Origin of the sequence: Sporosarcina ureae (assembly GCF_029267015.1) — a bacterium.
GTDB lineage: Bacteria > Bacillota > Bacilli > Bacillales_A > Planococcaceae > Sporosarcina > Sporosarcina ureae_D.
Map to the genome: position 1 here is coordinate 43,200 of NZ_JARIEA010000020.1, position 18,784 is coordinate 61,983.

Here is an 18,784-nt window from a genome sequence, read left to right on the forward strand (position 1 = left end):
TTACGTAAAAAATAAAGCACCATTATATATGACTTGAGTAGAATTGTAGTTAATTTATTTATTAATATAAAGCAATAGTTTCCTTCACGCAACTCTAATGCATGATTAGGACTATATTGTTTCCCTCGTGCAACTTTAATAGTATAACTTACTAAAAATAATCTGTAAAGAGTTAATTGAAAATAATCTCCAAGCCGTATCAATGATTTTAGTGAAAAAACGAATCATATTTAAAGTAGTCTATGCTTATAAATAAGAGTGAAACTAGACATACCCCCAACTATTACCAGTTAATTAATTTCAACTATAAGTTTGGGGAGTGAAAGAATAAGGGTAAGGATATACTAAAGAGATGAGGAAAGGAGTAGTGATCTATGAAGAAATTAGCTGGTCCGCTTATAGCCATTATAGTACTAGTTGTTATAGCTGCGATTATGATCGTACCTTCTTACAATAAATTAGTGAATTTAGAAGAAGACGTAGATCAATCATATGCACAAATCGAAACGCAACTACAACGCAGAGTAGATTTAATCCCGAATTTGGTCAATACGGTAAAAGGGTATGCCTCACATGAAAAAGAGGTACTCGAAAACATTGCCAACGCACGTAGTAAAATGGCGGGAGCACAAGGTCCTGAAGAACAAGCAGCAGCCGATTCAGAACTATCGAGTGCATTGAGTCGTTTACTAGTCGTAGTAGAAAACTATCCAGATTTAAAAGCGAATCAAAACTTCCAGCAGTTAATGGATGAATTAGCCGGTACGGAAAATCGTATCGCCGTTGCGCGTAAAGATTATAACGACGTTGTTTCAGTCTTCAACAGAACAGTAAAACGTTTCCCAGGCAAGATTGTCGCATCCATCTTCGGATTCGATGAAAAAGAATACTTCAAAGCGGTCGAAGGGGCGCAACAACCGCCATCAGTCGATTTTGGGGATGACAAGAAGTGATCAACCGTTTCTGCATGTTCCTCGTAGCCCTACTAGTTGCCCTTACTGGTACTACGACAGCCCATGCGATTACGGATGTGGTGGTAGATGAAGCAAATATTTTATCACCTGAACAAGAGGCAGAAATAGAACAATATGGTATAAGACTACAGGCAGCGACAAAAGCTGAACTTGCGGTACGTACAGTATATTCACTTGAAGGCGAGCCTGTAGAGGATTATGCATTACGGACATTTCGTGAATTGAAATTGGGCGATAGTAAGCTAGAAAATGGTGCGTTGCTAGTCGTTTCTACTGAGAAAAACGAAGCGCAAGGAATAGAACGTAAATTTTATTTGCTCACTGGCTACGGTCTAGAAGGAGCGCTGCCTGACGGTAAGGTAGGACGTTTCATTGATGAACTGGCCATGCCATATTTACGAAATGAACAACCAGACCTCGCGATTATGGAAGCGTATAAAGCGTTCTACAATGAAATCGCAGCAGAATATGGTTTGGATGGCGACGACTTACCCGTCACGTACCTTGAAGGGGGAAGTGACGACGGAGATGTCGGCATGCCCAACTTCTTCATCATTGTCATCGTCCTCTACATTCTCTTCCGCATCTTCTTCGGAGGCGGAGGTAGGGGTGGCAGAGGAGGCGGCCCACGTGGCAGATCGGGTGGAGGTCCAATATTCTTCCCAGGCGGTGGTGGCGGCTTCGGAGGCGGAAGCAGCGGCGGTGGAGGCTTTGGTGGCTTCGGCGGCGGTGGTTCCAGTGGCGGAGGCGGCGCCGGCAGAAGCTGGTAAGCCTTTGAAAGTGACGATAACTCGTTTAACGGGTTATCGTCACTTTTTTTGATTGTGGAGGAGTTTTTGCTTTAAGCCCGCGGCTCGCGGCTCAATGAATCGCGTTGACCGCTCTATGCCACCCCGCGACCGCTCTATCCACAAAGTTATCCGCTCTATCACGCCACATATCCGATCATAGCCACTCGCTATCCGCTCTATTGAGCCGCGTAACCGCTCATAGCCCGCGGCACGACATTCCGATCTCTACGAATTCTATGTGCCGCGCCATCTCTCTTTCCGCACTTGACGTGGTCGCGGCGCTGGTTGCTGGCTGCTCGCGGCTCAATGAATCGCGTTAACCGCTCTATGCATCCCCGCGAACGCTCTATCCGCGAAGTTATCCGCTCTATCGCGCCACGTAACCGATCATAGCCATACGTTATCCGCTCTATTGAGCCGCGTAACCGCTCTAAGCCCGCGGCACGACATTCCGATCTCCACGAATTCTATGTGCCGCGCTATCTCTCTTTCCGCACTTGACGTCGTCGCTGCGCTGACTGTTTGCTGGTCGCGGCTCAATGAATCGCGTTGACCGCTCTATGCCTTCCCGCGAACGCTCTATCGACGAAGTTATCCGCTCTATCACGCCACGTATCCGATCATAGCCACACGTTATCCGCTCTATCCGGCCGCGTAACTGCTCATAGCCCACAAACCCACACACCCCTCAAAAAAAGCAATTCACTAGAAATCCGCCTCAATCCATGCCATCATAATAAAAAACGAGGTGAATCCTAACATGCACATTACATTCTACACAAGACCCAATTGCGAGCTGTGCGAAGAAGCGGAGCGCATGCTTAAATTAGTAGCGGAAGATCATCCGCTCGAGTGGGAGACCATTAATATAGAAGAAGATGAAGAAATCCATGAAAAATACATGCTGATGATCCCGGTTATTGAACACGAAGGACGTGTGCGAACCTACGGGAACATAGGCTATATTGACGTTTTGGAATTAATTGACGAGTGAAAACGCTTTCTAATTGTGTTTTGATTTTCAAGATGCTATACTACGTGTATAGTATTTTTTTACACTATGTGGGACAGTAATAATATCAAGGGATCAAAAATAACCCACTTGAAAAGAGTGATGTGAGTGAACTTATCATTTTTGGAAGCGCAACTCGCACTTGTACCAGAACTTCCGCTATTGATTGAACAACGATATCACATGTTGAAACTGATTAAAGCGTCGGGTCCTGTCGGCAGAAGAACACTTAGTTCTGTGTCGGGTTATTCCGAAAGGGAAACACGGACGATGCTCGATTTATTGAAAGAGCAGGGATTGGTGAATATTGCCAAAGAAGGTGTTTCAACTACGGAAAAAGGTATAGAAGTACTCTTTGCGCTGCATGATACGATGGAAGAAAGGTCTGGTAGACGTCAACTTGCGAATGAATTAGCAGAGCGTCTGGGCATTCTGAAAGTACATGTAGTAGAAGGAGATTCTGATGATTCACCTTTGACGAAAAAGTTGCTTGGCATGCAAGCGGCAAAACAGTTTCGTTCCCGTATTAAAGGAAATGAAATCGTTGCAGTGACTGGCGGTAGTACAGTAGCCGCGATTCCATCGTTTATGCAGCAAGATGAACTGCCCAATGTGCAATTTATCGCAGCAAGAGGTGGCGTAGGGGAAGAAATTGGATTACAAGCGAATATGATTGCAGCTTCGTTTGCAGAAAGTTGTCATGCAACATACAAAGCATTTTATTATCCTGACACATTAAGTGAAGAAGCGCATGCGGTATTTCAGCATGAACCAGCAGCAAAAGAGATGCTCGAGTTATATAGCCAGACGGATTGCGTCATCCACGGTGTCGGCAATGCGGCGAAAATGGCAGTATTACGAAACTCTCCTGAAGACGAACAGCAGATTTTACTGGATCGTCAAGCAAAGGGAGAAGCATTCGGCTTTTATTTCAACCAGCAAGGTGAAATTGTCCATCGAATCCGCACAGTCGGAATTCAAATGGAACATCTGCAAGACATTCCGCACGTGTTCACAGTAGCCGGCGGAGCAAGCAAAGCGGAAGCACTGCTGTCGTACTTAGCAAGTGCACCGTCCCAAACTATTTTAGTAACAGACGAAGGCGCAGCGGAACATATGCTGTCGCTTATGAAAAAGTAGATACAGCGTCTATGTAAGTTTTAATTAAATTGTTAAAAGAATACTTAGTTGATTGTAGTGGAAGGCGGCGACTCCTGCGGGAACAGCGCGAGCTGAAAGCCCCGCAGGTAGCGAAGCGGACGAGGAGATTGAAGCCGTGCCCGCGGAACGCGTCCGCCTGGAACGGAAATCAACGGTGCTTATGGAATCATGAATTCTTATATTTAACTTTTGCATTAGGCGAAAACATAACAACCATTTTACGGAGGCGATTTAAGATGACGGTAAAATTAGCGATTAATGGATTTGGACGAATTGGACGATTGGTACTTCGAGAAGCATTTGCATCAGAAGATATGGAAGTAGTAGCGATCAACGACTTAACAGACGCAGCGATGTTGGCACATTTATTGAAATATGACTCCGTGCACGGTGTCTTTGACGCAGACGTGCAATCGGATGAATCATCGATCAATGTCAATGGCAAGAAAATCAGCGTATTTGCAGAAAAAGACCCTGCGAACCTACCTTGGAAAGACCTTGGTGTAGATATCGTCGTTGACTGTACAGGTGTATTCCGTACGAAAGAAGGACTACAAAAGCACATCGATGCAGGCGCGAAAAAAGTTATCTTGTCAGCTCCAGCTAAAGGTGAAATGACAACACTTGTAATGGGTGTCAACGAAGAAACGTATGATGCAGCGAGCGACAACATCGTATCGAACGCATCATGTACGACAAACTGTTTAGCACCTGTCGTTAAAGTATTGAACGATTCATTCGGTGTTAAACGCGGAATGATGACAACGATTCACTCGTACACGAATGACCAAAAGATTCTTGATCTTCCACACGAAGACTACCGACGTGCGCGTGCGGCAGGCGTGTCGATGATCCCGACTTCAACGGGTGCAGCTTCTGCTGTAACGAAAGTCATTCCTGAACTAAAAGGCAAACTAGACGGAATGGCAGTGCGTGTACCGACTCCAAACGTTTCACTTGTGGACTTTGTGTCGGAATTAGAAAAAGAAGTAACAGTTGAAGACGTAAACGCTGCGTTGAAGGAAGCTTCAGAAGGCGATTTAAAAGGACTTCTATTCTTTAGTGAATTACCACTAGTATCTGTTGATTACAATGGTAATACAGCTTCAACCACAGTAGATGGTTTGTCTACAATGGTAATGGAAGGCAATATGGTCAAAGTTATTTCTTGGTACGATAACGAGTCGGGTTACTCTGCTCGTTGTATCGATTTGGCACGTTATATGAACGAACAAGGACTATAAAAAGGGAAAACCATCAATTCTGTTATAAATCATAGCCATTCTACAGGTAACCGATTATAATGAATAAATATGGGTCAGAGGAACGGTGAACCCGTTCCTCTTTTTGTATTTAAGCCAAGGAGGACTTACTTTATGAAGACGAAAAAGACGATTAAAGATATTAAATTGAATGGCCAACGCGTATTTTGCCGCGTGGATTTCAACGTACCGATGGAAAATGGAAAGGTAACGGATGATACACGCATCAGAGCGGCTGTTCCTACAATTGAATATATGACGAACGAAGGAGCAAAGGTTATTTTAGCCAGCCACCTGGGACGTCCCAAAGGTGAAGTAAATGAAGAGATGCGTTTGACACCTGCTGGCGATAAATTGTCTGAGCTTCTTGGCAAAACAGTGAAAAAGCTAGATTCTTCAATCGGTGAAGAAGTAGAAAAAGCGATCGCAGAAATGAAAGACGGCGACGTGATCTTGTTGGAAAACGTTCGCTTCAATCCAGGCGAAGAGAAGAATGACGCAGAACTGTCCAAGAAATTTGCTGATTTGGCAGACGTTTTTGTCAATGATGCATTTGGAACAGCTCACCGTGCACACGCTTCTACTGCTGGAATTGCGGAGTACATACCCGGTGTTCTTGGCTTCTTGCTAGAGAAAGAATTGGATGTCCTCGGAAAAGCATTGTCTCATCCAGAGCGTCCGTTCACAGCAATCATTGGCGGCGCGAAAGTGAAAGATAAGATTGGTGTCATTGATAATTTATTGGATAAAGTCGATAACTTGTTGATCGGTGGCGGACTGTCGTATACCTTCACACGTGCACAAGGTCATGAAACTGGAGATTCATTAGTAGAAGAGGATAAAGTAGAACTAGCTAAGTCGTTCATTGAAAAGGCGAAGCAAAAAGCAGTAAATCTGTACTTGCCGACAGATGCAGTCGTAGCGAATAAATTTGCGGCGGATGCAGAGACGAAAACGGTTTCTGTAGAAGACATTACAGAAGGTTGGATGGGGCTAGATATCGGACCGGAAACAGCAGAGCGTTACAAGCAAGTCATCAAAGACTCGAAGTTCGTGATCTGGAACGGGCCGATGGGTGTGTTCGAAATGGAACCATTCGCAAACGGGACGAAAACAGTAGCGGACGCTATGGCAGAAACAACTGCTTATACAGTAATTGGCGGGGGAGACTCTGCAGCAGCTGTTGAAAAGTTTGAAGTAGCAGACCAAATGGATCACGTATCTACTGGTGGCGGTGCTTCACTCGAGTTCATGGAAGGCAAAGAATTGCCAGGAGTAGCTGTATTAGAAGATCAAGAATAAGGAGGGTTTCTTTTGAGAAAACGAATAATTGCGGGCAACTGGAAAATGTTCAAACTTTCTAACGAAGCTGCAGATTTTGCGGAACAGATCAAAGAACAACTCAAGCCATCCGATCACGTCGAGGCGGTCATTTGTCCACCGGCGTTGTATTTGAATGATTTACTACAACGTTTTGAAACGACTGCGATCAAAGTAGGTGCTCAAACGATGCATGATACCGTCGAAGGAGCATTTACAGGGGAAATCAGTCCGGCGATGCTTGAAAACGTAGGCATAGACTATGTCATTCTTGGACATTCGGAACGTCGTCAGTATTTCAATGAAACAGACGAAAGCGTTAATAAAAAAGTACGGGCAGCATTCGATCATCACTTAGTACCGATTGTTTGCGTAGGCGAAACATTGGAAGAGCGCGATGCACATGAAACGGTTTCGATCGTTTCAGCGCAAGTCGAAAAAGCATTCAGTGGTGTGACGGCGGAACAAGCGAAGCAAGCAGTCATTGCGTATGAACCGATTTGGGCGATTGGCACAGGCAAAACAGCAACGGCTGACGATGCCAATGAAGTATGCGCTGCGATTCGTCATAAAGTCGAAACACTGTACACAAAAGACGTGTCAGATGCAATTCGCATTCAATACGGTGGCAGTGTAAAACCAGAAAACATTGCAGAATTACTGAGCAAAGACAATATTGACGGCGCATTGGTTGGGGGAGCAAGTCTTGATCCGGCAGCATTCGTCAAATTGGTGGAGGCTGGAACTCATGTCGAATAAACCGGTCGCATTAATTATCTTGGACGGGTTTGGCTTACGAGATGAAACATACGGTAACGCAGTTGCACACTCTAAGATTCCGAACTTTGATTTGCTGTGGGAGAACTACCCGCATGCGACATTGACGGCTTGCGGAGAAGCGGTAGGGTTACCAGAAGGACAAATGGGGAACTCTGAAGTCGGGCACTTGAATATCGGTGCCGGTCGTATCGTCTATCAAAGTTTAACGCGTATTAATAAGTCGATTCGCGAAGGCGAGTTTTTCGACAATGCGACGTTACTTGAGACGATGGAGCATGTGAAGACAAAAGGTTCTGCACTTCACGTCATGGGCTTGCTATCTGACGGTGGTGTTCACAGCCACTATGAGCATTTATTCGCTTTATTGAAAATGGCGAAAGAACACGGTGTAGAGCGTGTCTACTTGCATGCATTCCTTGACGGACGTGATGTTGGACCGACGACGGCACTTCCATATATCAAACGTACAGAAGATGTCATGGAAGAAGTCGGAGTGGGACAAATCGCGACTGTATCGGGTAGATATTTTGCAATGGACCGCGATAAGCGCTGGGATCGTGTACAAAAGACGTATGACGCGATGGTCTACGGGATCGGACCACATTGTCAATCGGCAGAAGAAGGAGTCAGAGCTTCTTATGCCGAAGAAATACATGATGAGTTTGTTGAGCCGTTTGTTATTCAACAAGATGGCAAACCGGTAGCGATGATTGAAAATGGAGACGCAGTGATTTTCTTCAATTTCCGTCCAGACCGTGCCATCCAAATGTCACGCGCGTTAACGCAACCGGGCTTTGATGGTTTCAACAGAGGCGTCAAAAAATTTACGGACTTACATTTTGTCGGCTTTACGCATTATAATGATGATGTAGTAGCAGATATTGTATTCCACAATGTCAATTTAACGAAAACAATCGGTGAAGTGCTAGAAGACCAAGGCAAGCGTCAATTGCGCATTGCGGAAACAGAAAAGTATCCACATGTGACGTTCTTTATGAGTGGCGGACGCGAAGAGACGTTTGAAGGGGAAACCCGCATTCTGATCAATTCGCCAAAAGTCGCGACGTATGATTTGAAACCTGAAATGAGCGCATATGAAGTAACAGATGCGTTAATTGCAGAAATCGAAGCGGAACGACAAGACGCCATAATCTTGAACTTCGCGAACCCGGATATGGTAGGCCACAGCGGAATGCTAGCGCCAACTGTTAAAGCGATTGAAACGGTCGACGAATGTCTCGGCCGAATCATAGATGCCTTATCTGCAAAAGGCGGATCAGCTATCATCACAGCGGATCACGGCAATGCGGACGAAGTCACCACAATGGGTGGACAACCGATGACAGCGCACACGACCAATCCTGTGCCGGTTATTGTCACGAATCCAGATGTGGTGTTGCGTACAGACGGTATTCTTGCAGACTTGGCACCGACCATGTTAAAAATGTTAGGAATTCCACAACCGGTTGAAATGACCGGAAAATCATTATTCTAAGGAGAGATCTTCATGCCAATCATTACTCACATTCAAGCTAGAGAAGTACTAGATTCACGAGGCAATCCAACTGTAGAAGTAGAAGTATTCACAGAAAGCGGTGCCTTTGGACGTGCGATCGTACCATCGGGTGCATCGACTGGAGAGCATGAAGCGGTAGAACTACGTGACGGCGATGACAATCGTTACAACGGTAAAGGTGTACTGAAGGCAGTAGATCACGTCAATGAAGTCATCTCTTCAGAACTGGAAGAAAATTATTCTGTTTTGGATCAAGTAGTCATCGATAGAGCATTGCTCGATCTAGACGGTACAGATAATAAAGGCAAACTGGGCGCAAACGCAATTCTTGGTGTATCGATGGCCGTTGCACACGCAGCAGCAGATTACCTAGATGTTCCGTTATACCAATACCTAGGTGGATTCAACGCGAAGCAATTACCGGTACCGATGATGAATATCCTAAACGGCGGAGAGCACGCAGATAACAACGTCGACATCCAGGAATTCATGATCATGCCAGTTGGCGCGGAATCATTCCGTCATGCACTACGCATGGGCGCAGAAATCTTCCACAGCCTAAAATCTGTTCTACATGAAAAAGGCTTGAGCACTTCAGTTGGAGACGAAGGCGGATTTGCTCCGAACTTGGCTTCTAACGAAGAAGCATTATCGACGATCATTGTAGCGATCGAAAAAGCAGGCTATAAAGCAGGCGAAGATATCGTGCTCGCAATGGACGTGGCATCCTCCGAGTTCTTCGATAAAGAACAGAACAACTACTACCTTGCAGGTGAAGATATCCGTAAAACATCTGAAGAGATGGTTACGTGGTATGAAGAGCTTTGCGAAAAATATCCAATCGTATCTATTGAAGACGGCTTGGATGAAAACGACTGGGATGGCCACAAGCTATTGACAGATCGTCTTGGCGATAAAGTGCAATTAGTAGGTGACGATCTATTCGTTACAAATACGGAGAAGTTGGCACGCGGAATCAAAGAAGGAATCGGTAACTCGATCCTCATCAAAGTGAACCAGATCGGTACATTGACAGAAACATTCGATGCGATTGAAATGGCGAAACGCGCAGGCTACACAGCTGTTATCTCTCACCGTTCAGGTGAAACAGAAGACGTAACGATCGCAGATATCGCAGTCGCTACAAACGCTGGCCAAATCAAAACGGGTGCACCTTCTCGTTCGGATCGGGTAGCGAAGTACAACCAATTGCTTCGTATCGAAGATCAGTTATTCGAAACAGCGCAGTACTTGGGTAAAGACACGTTCTATAATATAAACAAATAATAGCGTTCGTTACAGGTCACTCGGCATAATTCGCAACAAAAGGTTGTGCCGAGAGACTTGCTTTGGTAGAATAGAAATGTTGTAACTTGCTATTTTTGGAGGTGGAAAAACATGCATGCCGTTTTAACAGCATCGCTGATAGTCGTAGCTATAGCATTAATAGTAGTCGTTTTATTGCAATCCGGTAAGAGTGCGGGACTGTCAGGAGCCATCTCCGGAGGGGCAGAGCAACTTTTCGGTAAACAAAAAGCACGTGGATTGGATCTCGTTCTACAAAGAGCGACAATCGTCTTATCTGTCTTATTTTTTGTCCTAACCATTGCGATTATGAAAATATAAATGGAAGCGCCTGACCATGTTTGAACGGTCAGGCGCTTTTCGTAGAAAGGAACGAAAGACATGCGAATTGCTCAACCGAAGCCATTCTTTTTTGAACATGGAAAACGTGCGGTATTACTGTTGCATGGTTTCACAGGAACATCGGCGGACGTGCGGATGCTCGGACGCTTCCTTGAAAAACATAATTACACGTCACTGGCACCACATTACCGTGGACATGGTGTGCCACCTGAAGAATTGATCAAGACAAATCCTGACCAGTGGTGGGAAGATGTCTTGGATGCATATAATCAACTAAAAGAGGCAGGATATGAAGAGATTGCGGTGGCGGGATTATCGCTCGGTGGCGTATTTTCATTGAGACTCGCAACACAATTTCCGCTAAAAGGCATCGTCACAATGTGTGCGCCGATGTCGATGAAAACAACCGATCTCATGTGGTCAGGTGTACTGAAATACGCACGCGACTACAAAAAGTTCGCAGGTCTTTCCGATGAACAAATCAAAGAGGAAATGGACGACTTGAAAACGAAGTCCATGCCAGGCCTCGACGGCTTACAATCGATGGTTCAAAGCGTACGAAACAAAGTCGACTGCATCTACACACCATTACTCGTCGTCCAATCACGTCACGACGACGTAATCGATCCGAACTCTGCACAAATCATCTACGACGAAGCAGAGTCTACAGACAAAGAACTACAATGGTACGAAGAATCCGGGCACGTCATAACACTCGGTCCCGAAAAAGCACAACTTCACGAAAATATACTAAAATTCTTAGAATCCCTTGATTGGCAAGAGTGAAAACAGGGGAAGATATAACTAAAGAAGTTGAACTTCAGTCCTTACTAGTAATCACCTTTTAAAAGGACACTCAGTTGATTGTAGTGGAAGGCGGCGACTCCAGCGGGAACAGCGCGAGCTGAAAGCCCCGCAGGTAGCGAAGCGGACGAGGAGATTGAAGCCGTGCCCGCGGAACGCGTCCGCCTGGAACGGAAATCAACGTTTATACCAACTTACTTTATAGAAACAAAAGGAGGAGATGATTGTTTGGAACCAAATATAAAAGAGTTACAAGAACGGGTTATGTCTTTACTAAAAGAAAAATCCTACATGCCGTCTACAGTCCACGAAATCGAAGAAGCACTCGGATTGACAGAGGCAGACGAATTTAAAGATCTAGTAAAAATGCTCGTACAACTCGAGCAAAGCGGGAAAATCGTTCGTTCACGCAACAACCGATACGGCTTGCCTGAACAAATGAACCTCATCCGTGGGAAATTCATCGGTCACGCAAAAGGCTTCGGCTTCGTCGTGCCAGAAGAGGTAGAGGGCGATGACGTCTTCATCCCACCCCATGAAATCAACAGCGCCATGAACGGCGATATCGTCTTAGTACGTGTGTCAGGCAGCTCATTCGGCGATCGTCGCGAAGGAGTCATTACGAAAGTTGTCGAACGCAAAACGTCACAACTTGTCGGAACGTATCAAGCACACGAAGGATACGGTTTCGTCTTACCCGATGATAAAAAATTACCGATGGATTTATATATCGAAAAAGGTCATTCACTCGAAGCGGTAGACGGTCAGAAAGTCATTGCAGAAATTACGAACTGGCCAACTGATGAAAACAATGCAACGGGTATGATCACAAAAATTCTCGGACATAAAAATGATCCGGGTGTAGACATTCTATCGATCATTCACAAGCACGGCATTGCAGTCGATTTCCCTGAAGACGTCATGGAACACGCGACAAGCGTACCGACGACAGTTCAGCCAGAAGACTTCGAAGGCCGTAGAGACTTACGCAAAGAACTGACGATGACCATTGACGGTGCCGATGCAAAAGACTTGGATGATGCGATTTCGGTCTTCAAAGAAGACAACGGATCCTATCGTCTATTTGTGCATATTTCAGACGTTAGTTACTACGTCACGGAGAACTCGCCAATGGATGTAGAAGCTGCAGACCGTGGTACGAGTGTCTATCTAACCGACCGCGTCATTCCGATGTTACCGCATCGTTTGTCAAACGGCATCTGTTCATTGAATGCAGGGGAAGATCGTTTGACTCTCACTTGCGAAATGAAAGTCGATGCAAACGGTAAAGTGATTGATCATGAGATCTATCCAAGTGTCATTAATTCAAGCTACCGTATGACCTATGATGAAGTGTACCAAATCATCGAGCACCAAGATGAAGAACTATCGAAGAAATACGAAGAAATCGTGCCGATGTTAAACGATATGGCAAAACTGGCTGGGAACTTCCGTCAGAAGCGTAAAGATCGTGGCGCTATCGACTTCGACTTCAAAGAATCCAAAATTCTTGTAGATGAAGAAGGTTGGCCGAAAGATATCGTCATTATCGAGCGTACAGTATCTGAACGTCTAATCGAGGAATTCATGCTAGCTGCCAATGAAACAGTTGCAGAGCACTTCGACAAAATGAAAGTACCGTTCCTCTACCGAATCCACGAAGATCCAAAAGAAGAGAAACTACAGCGCTTCTTCGAGTTCTTAACGACATTCGGAATCGTAGTGAAGGGATCGGGTAAAAAAGTCGATTCCAGCGCATTGCAGGACATCATTGCAGAAATCGAAGGAATGCCAGAACAATCGCTGATCTCGACGATGCTATTGCGTTCGATGCAACAAGCGAAATATTTCGAAGACAGCATCGGACACTTCGGTTTGTCAACGGACTACTACACACACTTCACCGCACCGATCAGAAGATATCCAGACTTGATCGTTCATCGTCTAATCCGTACGTATTTATTCAATAAAGACGTTTCGGCACAAACGGTTGCACACTGGTCTGCGACACTACCTGAGATTGCGAAACACACGTCAGAACGTGAACGCCGTGCAGTCGATGCAGAGCGTGATACGAACGCACTGAAGAAAGCACAGTTTATGTTGGATAAAATCGGGGAAGAGTTTGAAGGTGTTATTTCTTCTGTTACGAACTTCGGGATCTTTGTTGAGCTTGAAAATACAGTAGAAGGACTTGTGCATGTCAAGAACATGAACGACGACTATTACCGCTTCGACGATCGCCAAATGATGATGATCGGAGAACGTACAGCGAAACAATACCGTATCGGAGACGAAGTGAAAGTGCGTGTGACTTCTGTTAAGCCAGAAGAACAATCAGTCGACTTCGAAATCGTTGGAATGAAAGAAAGCTTTAGAGGCTCTCGTAAAGAAACGCCGAAAGTCATTCAATCTGGCAGAGGCAAGAGCCGAGGCCAAGGCGCAGGACGTGGAAGAAGCAAAGGGCAAGGTGCTGATTCTTCTAAACCTCGTGCGGGTGGCGGAGCGAAGAGCGACGGCGACAAGCGCAATAAAAAGCATGAAAAGCCGAAGCGTAAGTTTTACGAAGGTATGCCAAAGAAATCTAAGAAACGACCGAAGAAAAAATAAGACTGGAGCGCGTCTCCGGTCTTCTGTCAGGGAGGAAGTTGCATGGCCAAAGGAACCGGTAAAGTACTCGCCGTCAATAAAAAGGCGAATTTTGATTACGCAATTGAAGAGACGATTGAAGCAGGAATCGTGTTAAAAGGAACGGAAATTAAATCGATCCGCAAAGGGAAAGTCCAGTTGCGTGATGCCTTTATATTAATCCGTAATAACGAAGCATGGTTGTCGAATATGCACATCAGTCCATATGAACAAGGAAATATTCATAACCATGATCCTGTCCGCGTGCGGAAATTACTTTTGCACAAAAAACAGATTGCTTCACTCGCAGGCACGATGAAAGAACAAGGATATTCGATCATCCCGTTGAAAATGTATATTAAAAATGGCTTCGCTAAAGTATTGATCGGTGTCGGTAAAGGGAAGAAACTCTATGATAAGCGCCAAGACTTGAAAGAAAAAGAGCATAAGCGTGATATGCAGCGAGTATTCAAATCCAATCAACAAGATTGATAAGCGAGCCGATTTATTATATACTAGATGAAGTATCAAGTACGACCCGCCGTTTTAAGTGAAACGGGCCTGGGTTCCGGACTTTCCTTCGGGGACGTTACGGATTCGACAGGGGTGGTCTGGGCTTGAGCCGCGCGTCGGAGGGATCGTCTCCGTCAGAAACGACAGTTAATAATAACTGGCAAAACAAACAACAACCTAGCATTCGCAGCGTAAGCTGTTGAATCTACCTTCCGTTTCCATCGCTCATGTGGAGGCGTAAGGTTCACTTATAGTGAGCTACGATGACATCTGCATTCTGAGGGTGTCATAAGAGATTCCCGGAATAGCGCACAGGACGCCCTGATTGATGGCAGAATGCTTGCGCGAAACCTAATTATCAATCTACACGCGTAGACGCTGAAGTAGCAGAGCCTTTGGACGTGGGTTCGACTCCCACCGTCTCCATTATGAGATTAAGGTGTTTTACTTGAAGGATATTTGATTTAGCTGCATAACTGGCTGATCAAATATCCTTTTTAGTTTAAGTATTTTCGAAGGAGAGAATGCTTGTGAAAATTCAAAACCCGCACGATAAGTTTTTTAAAGAAAGCATGGGGAATACCGAAGTGGCCAAAGACTTCCTTGCAAACTATTTACCGGTGGCGGTGATGGAAGTTATTGATCTTGCTTCACTGCAACTTGAAAAAGATAGTTTTATCAACTCAAGTCTTGAAGAAAACTTCTCCGATTTACTCTTCAGTGCTGAAATTGACGGCAAAGAAGGGTATCTGTATTTCCTCTTTGAGCATAAAAGTTATATCGATGGTGGAATTGCTTTTCAGTTATTGAAATACATGACGGAAATATGGGATCTTAAAAGAAACAAAGAACATGTCAAAGAACTTCCGGTAGTCATTCCCCTTGTGATTTACCATGGTAGAACGGAATGGAATAAATCCACGAACCTAGGAAGTATGTTGAACGGGTACGACCAATTGCCGATAGAGGCCCAAAAATTAGTACCTAACTTCGAATACTTAATTTATGATATATCCTCATATAAAGATGAAGACATCAAGGGAATAGCACAAACGCGTATCGTGCTTACGCTACTTCGTGATATTCATTCGGGTGAATCAACGAAGCTACGGCAGTCAATTTTGCGTGCTGTGTATTACTTGGAGGAATTAGATAACAAGGAAAGTGGTATCGGTTATTTTGAAACTATTATGCGTTATGTTCTCAGTGCCGGCAGAGCATTGACTAAAAGAGATATTACGATGATCGTACGGGAAGTAGAAAACAATTTTCCAGAAGGAAGTGAGTTAGCTATGACGTTGGCAGATCAGTGGAGAGAAGAAGGAATTCAAAAGGGAATTGAAAAGGGGAAACAAATTGGTAAAGAGGAAGCACTGGCGGAAGTTGCTGCTAACCAATTAACCGAGAGATTTGGTAAATTACCGTTGGATATTAAGGAAGCCATTATGGAGGCAGACTCGATTGCATTGGGACTGTTGTTGTCCAATATTTTCCGTTATGAATCTGTTGAGGATGTTTGGAAATATATTCGGTAAGGTTTTTGATGAGGGTTTTCTTATAAAAATAAACAGACAATCTATAGTTGTGGACGCTAAAACAGCAGAGCCTACAGACATGGTTTCGACTCCTGCGTCTCCATTATGAGATTAAGGTGTAATAGTTAGTAAGGGATATTTTACAAGGGAATGCTCTTGTGTGATATCTCTTATTTTTATTAGGAGAGGTAATATTTATGAATGAAAAACTGTATCGACTCACATTGATTAAAAAGAACCTCGATCAACTACGACCTTTTTCAAAAGAACTGACTAGAAGCCTGAACGAAGATTTTATAATTAAAAGTACATATCACTCCAATGCGATTGAGGGGAATAGATTATCGGTTTATGAAACGAAGGCAGTGCTGGAGGACGGCATAGTTATTGCCGGTAAATCCATGAGAGAACATTTAGAAGCTATAAATCATAAGGAAGCAATTTTAGTTGCTGAAGAAATCGTGCAGCAAGATCAGCCTTTCTCGGAAATGGTGATTAAAGAATTGCATGGCATCGTCTTGCATTCAATAGACAGAGCTAATGCTGGAAAATATAGAGAGCAGAATGTGATCATTTCAGGTGCCTCTCATACGCCACCTGATGCTGTAGTAGTTCCGCAGTTAATGACGGATTTGATTGAGTGGTATAATGCTGCCGCAGGTTTACATCCAGTGGAAAGAGCTGCGATTCTTCACAGTAAGTTTGTAAATATTCATCCATTCACTGATGGCAATGGCAGAACGGCCCGTTTGTTATTGAATTTAGAGCTGGTACGATCAGGTTATTTACCGGTTATTATTGAGACAGAGCGCCGGTTTGAATATTATGCGTTGTTGGATCGGGCTGCTGTTACAGGGGATTATAAGGGGGTTGTGGAGTTTGTAGTGGATTATGAAGAGTTGGAATTGGAACGGTATTTAGGGTTTATCGGTTAGTAAGATTGCTTCCCTAACGTCATGACTAAACTCAGGTACTTCATCCTTACTCAACTTGAAAGCAATTCAGAATTGTAATGAATTACGGCACCACGTCCCAACAAAAATCAGAAACAATTCAGCAGTGAAACTAGAGTGGTATAAGGACCTGATACCTTTTAATAAAGATCTAAATAGCTATATAGTTCCGTCCCTTTTCTTTAGGGTACTATCATGAATCCCATACCCTCTATCGTAGTGACCGACGTACAATGTCAAGAACTGCGGCAACAATCATTGGGCATATTCAAGTCACTGGCAGTTTACTTCGATAACTATAGGGAGTAGTAATGAGTATAAAAAAATGGGCATACAATCTTATAGGAAAGGTGGTTACTATGAAAAAAATTGGAGTAGGTATTGTTTCTTTAGTATTGATTATTACAGTGTCTTCTATTATAGCAGAAACAAAAGTTGTCCATTCAGAGAGAAAAGTAGAAGTTAGTTTAGTTAAAAGTATGGAAGAAAACAAAATGGAAAATAAAAAGATAGAAGTGCTATTAACAAAAGTCACGCAGGAACTACAAAATACGGGATATGGTCTGGTAGGGTTAAGTTTTTCCTCTGATGACCATATATTAACCGTGAAAGTTGAGGATAAGGAATTTCTAGCAAAAAATAAGAGTGAAATTGAAAATATAATTGTGAGTATTGCAAAGGATATTGAGTTTCAAGAGTTTGATGTGGATTTCGAGGTTTTGAATAGCCTTGGTGAAATAGATCAGGAACAACAAAATATAACAGAATCATTTGTTAAAATATCAAAAGTGACATCTGATTTATTAAAAGAAATGGGATATCATGATATTAACTTTTCATTATCTTCTCATCCTCAACAGGAAATCGTTATTGAGGGGATGAATGAGGGTTTAGAGAAGAAGAATGAAATTGAAAAACTTATCGAGAAAGCTATATTCTCAAATACAAACATGAACTTCACAGTTAAAATACAGAAAAAAAGTGAAAGTAAATTAAGAGATCAAAATTGGCAACCTATTTTTAGTGCTGTAAGAGAGGAAACTAAAAAAGAATTTAAGGAATATACTGGATTTGCATATTCGTTTCACCCTGAACCTTTACAAATTATTATTAAAACTAATTTAGAAAAACCTAAGTGGTTTTGGAACTCTAATCAAAAGGGTAAGCAAATAACAAATTATGTAGAGAAAACAATAGAATTGAAAAGGGAAGAGCTTTCAATTGAAGAAATTCCACATGTAATTATTATCAGGGATAAAAATGGTGAGAAAATAAACTAGAGGGATTTCAAAACATATGTATTTCTTAAATTAGCTGGTTTTGGTTAGTTATAAGCCCACACCATTGCAAATCTCTTCATTTAAACTCATACTAATAGAATGAATAGCGTAAGGAGGAAAACTAATGAAGATTGGTGTAGCGATTGATGGATCACAGAATGCGTTGCGGGCAGTAGAGCATGCAGTGAAGACGGCGGGGATGTTTCCTGAGGCGGAACTGAAAATGATCTATGTGGTGGATTTTAACACGGCGAATGATGAGCGAATGAGCAAGGAAGATACGAAAACAATCAGGGAGCGCGTGACACAACCAGCGATGGAGCTGGCTCAGCAGGCAGAAATCAACGTAGAACTTGTCGTTTTCGAAGGAGATCCAGCACAGAGAATTTTGCAGTACGCGGATGCAAACCGGCTTGATCACTTGGTCATTGGGAGCCGCGGACTGAACGTCGTGCAGGAAATGATGCTCGGAAGCGTCAGCCATAAAGTGATCAAGGAAGCACAATGTCCGGTGACGATTATTAAATAAGTAAGCCCTCCGCATTGTAGCGGAGGCTTTTTTAGTTATAGAAGGAAGATGTCAGGCCCCTAAACAAATCAGAAATAAT

Annotated in this window: 17 protein-coding genes and 1 other RNA gene; all 18 read left to right on the forward strand. The window is 43.6% G+C overall.

The features are described 5' to 3' along the window. The first annotated feature begins 374 nt into the window (after window positions 1–374). A complete protein-coding gene (locus tag Q7P97_RS03240; RefSeq protein WP_085426954.1) occupies window positions 375–953 on the forward strand; it encodes a LemA family protein in 579 nt (192 codons plus the stop codon). After that, complete coding sequence (locus Q7P97_RS03245; RefSeq protein WP_303966518.1) at window positions 950–1,744, forward strand: TPM domain-containing protein; 795 nt, start codon at window positions 950–952, stop codon at window positions 1,742–1,744. The genes Q7P97_RS03240 and Q7P97_RS03245 overlap by 4 nt, the downstream gene beginning before the upstream one ends. Before the next feature lie 781 nt (window positions 1,745–2,525). Beyond that, complete coding sequence (locus tag Q7P97_RS03250) at window positions 2,526–2,759, forward strand: glutaredoxin family protein (protein WP_303966520.1); 234 nt, start codon at window positions 2,526–2,528, stop codon at window positions 2,757–2,759. A gap of 126 nt (window positions 2,760–2,885) precedes the next feature. After that, complete coding sequence (locus Q7P97_RS03255; protein WP_085426951.1) at window positions 2,886–3,917, forward strand: sugar-binding transcriptional regulator; 1,032 nt, start codon at window positions 2,886–2,888, stop codon at window positions 3,915–3,917. A 257-nt stretch (window positions 3,918–4,174) separates the two neighbouring features. After that, a complete protein-coding gene (gene gap, locus Q7P97_RS03260) occupies window positions 4,175–5,182 on the forward strand; it encodes a type I glyceraldehyde-3-phosphate dehydrogenase (RefSeq protein ID WP_303966524.1) in 1,008 nt (335 codons plus the stop codon). Between the two features lie 132 nt (window positions 5,183–5,314). After that, on the forward strand, window positions 5,315–6,502 hold the full coding sequence (locus Q7P97_RS03265; protein WP_303966526.1) for a phosphoglycerate kinase: 1,188 nt from the start codon (window positions 5,315–5,317) through the stop codon (window positions 6,500–6,502). Window positions 6,503–6,514: 12 nt separating this feature from the next. Further along, a complete protein-coding gene (gene tpiA, locus Q7P97_RS03270) occupies window positions 6,515–7,279 on the forward strand; it encodes a triose-phosphate isomerase (protein ID WP_303966528.1) in 765 nt (254 codons plus the stop codon). Further along, window positions 7,269–8,795 (forward strand): 2,3-bisphosphoglycerate-independent phosphoglycerate mutase, encoded by a 1,527-nt coding sequence (gene gpmI / locus Q7P97_RS03275; RefSeq protein WP_303966530.1) that lies wholly within the window; start codon window positions 7,269–7,271, stop codon window positions 8,793–8,795. Before tpiA ends, gpmI begins: the two co-directional genes overlap by 11 nt. A 12-nt stretch (window positions 8,796–8,807) precedes the next feature. Continuing rightward, window positions 8,808–10,103 carry a phosphopyruvate hydratase gene (gene eno / locus Q7P97_RS03280; RefSeq protein ID WP_303966532.1) on the forward strand — a complete coding sequence of 432 codons (1,296 nt, stop codon included), beginning with the start codon at window positions 8,808–8,810 and terminating at the stop codon, window positions 10,101–10,103. 111 nt (window positions 10,104–10,214) lie between these two features. Beyond that, window positions 10,215–10,442, forward strand: coding sequence for a preprotein translocase subunit SecG (gene secG, locus Q7P97_RS03285; protein WP_085426945.1), 228 nt, complete (start codon window positions 10,215–10,217; stop codon window positions 10,440–10,442). A gap of 60 nt (window positions 10,443–10,502) precedes the next feature. Then, window positions 10,503–11,249: an alpha/beta hydrolase gene (locus Q7P97_RS03290; protein WP_303966534.1), complete on the forward strand. Its 747-nt coding sequence runs from the start codon at window positions 10,503–10,505 to the stop codon at window positions 11,247–11,249. Window positions 11,250–11,531: 282 nt separating this feature from the next. Further along, a complete protein-coding gene (gene rnr, locus Q7P97_RS03295; RefSeq protein ID WP_303966598.1) occupies window positions 11,532–13,877 on the forward strand; it encodes a ribonuclease R in 2,346 nt (781 codons plus the stop codon). Window positions 13,878–13,919: 42 nt separating this feature from the next. Beyond that, window positions 13,920–14,387 carry an SsrA-binding protein SmpB gene (smpB, locus tag Q7P97_RS03300; RefSeq protein WP_085131562.1) on the forward strand — a complete coding sequence of 156 codons (468 nt, stop codon included), beginning with the start codon at window positions 13,920–13,922 and terminating at the stop codon, window positions 14,385–14,387. A 90-nt stretch (window positions 14,388–14,477) separates the two neighbouring features. Beyond that, window positions 14,478–14,837: a transfer-messenger RNA gene (gene ssrA, locus Q7P97_RS03305) on the forward strand. 95 nt (window positions 14,838–14,932) lie between these two features. Then, window positions 14,933–15,943, forward strand: coding sequence for an Rpn family recombination-promoting nuclease/putative transposase (locus Q7P97_RS03310; RefSeq protein ID WP_303966540.1), 1,011 nt, complete (start codon window positions 14,933–14,935; stop codon window positions 15,941–15,943). 197 nt (window positions 15,944–16,140) lie between these two features. After that, the gene (locus tag Q7P97_RS03315) at window positions 16,141–16,878 is read left to right on the forward strand and encodes a Fic family protein (RefSeq protein WP_303966543.1); all 738 of its coding nucleotides are present in this window, start codon (window positions 16,141–16,143) and stop codon (window positions 16,876–16,878) included. A 377-nt stretch (window positions 16,879–17,255) separates the two neighbouring features. Continuing rightward, window positions 17,256–18,176, forward strand: a complete 921-nt coding sequence (locus Q7P97_RS03320) for a hypothetical protein (RefSeq protein ID WP_303966546.1) — start codon at window positions 17,256–17,258, stop codon at window positions 18,174–18,176. 124 nt (window positions 18,177–18,300) lie between these two features. Next, on the forward strand, window positions 18,301–18,705 hold the full coding sequence (locus tag Q7P97_RS03325) for a universal stress protein (protein ID WP_303966549.1): 405 nt from the start codon (window positions 18,301–18,303) through the stop codon (window positions 18,703–18,705). Window positions 18,706–18,784: the final 79 nt, after the last annotated feature.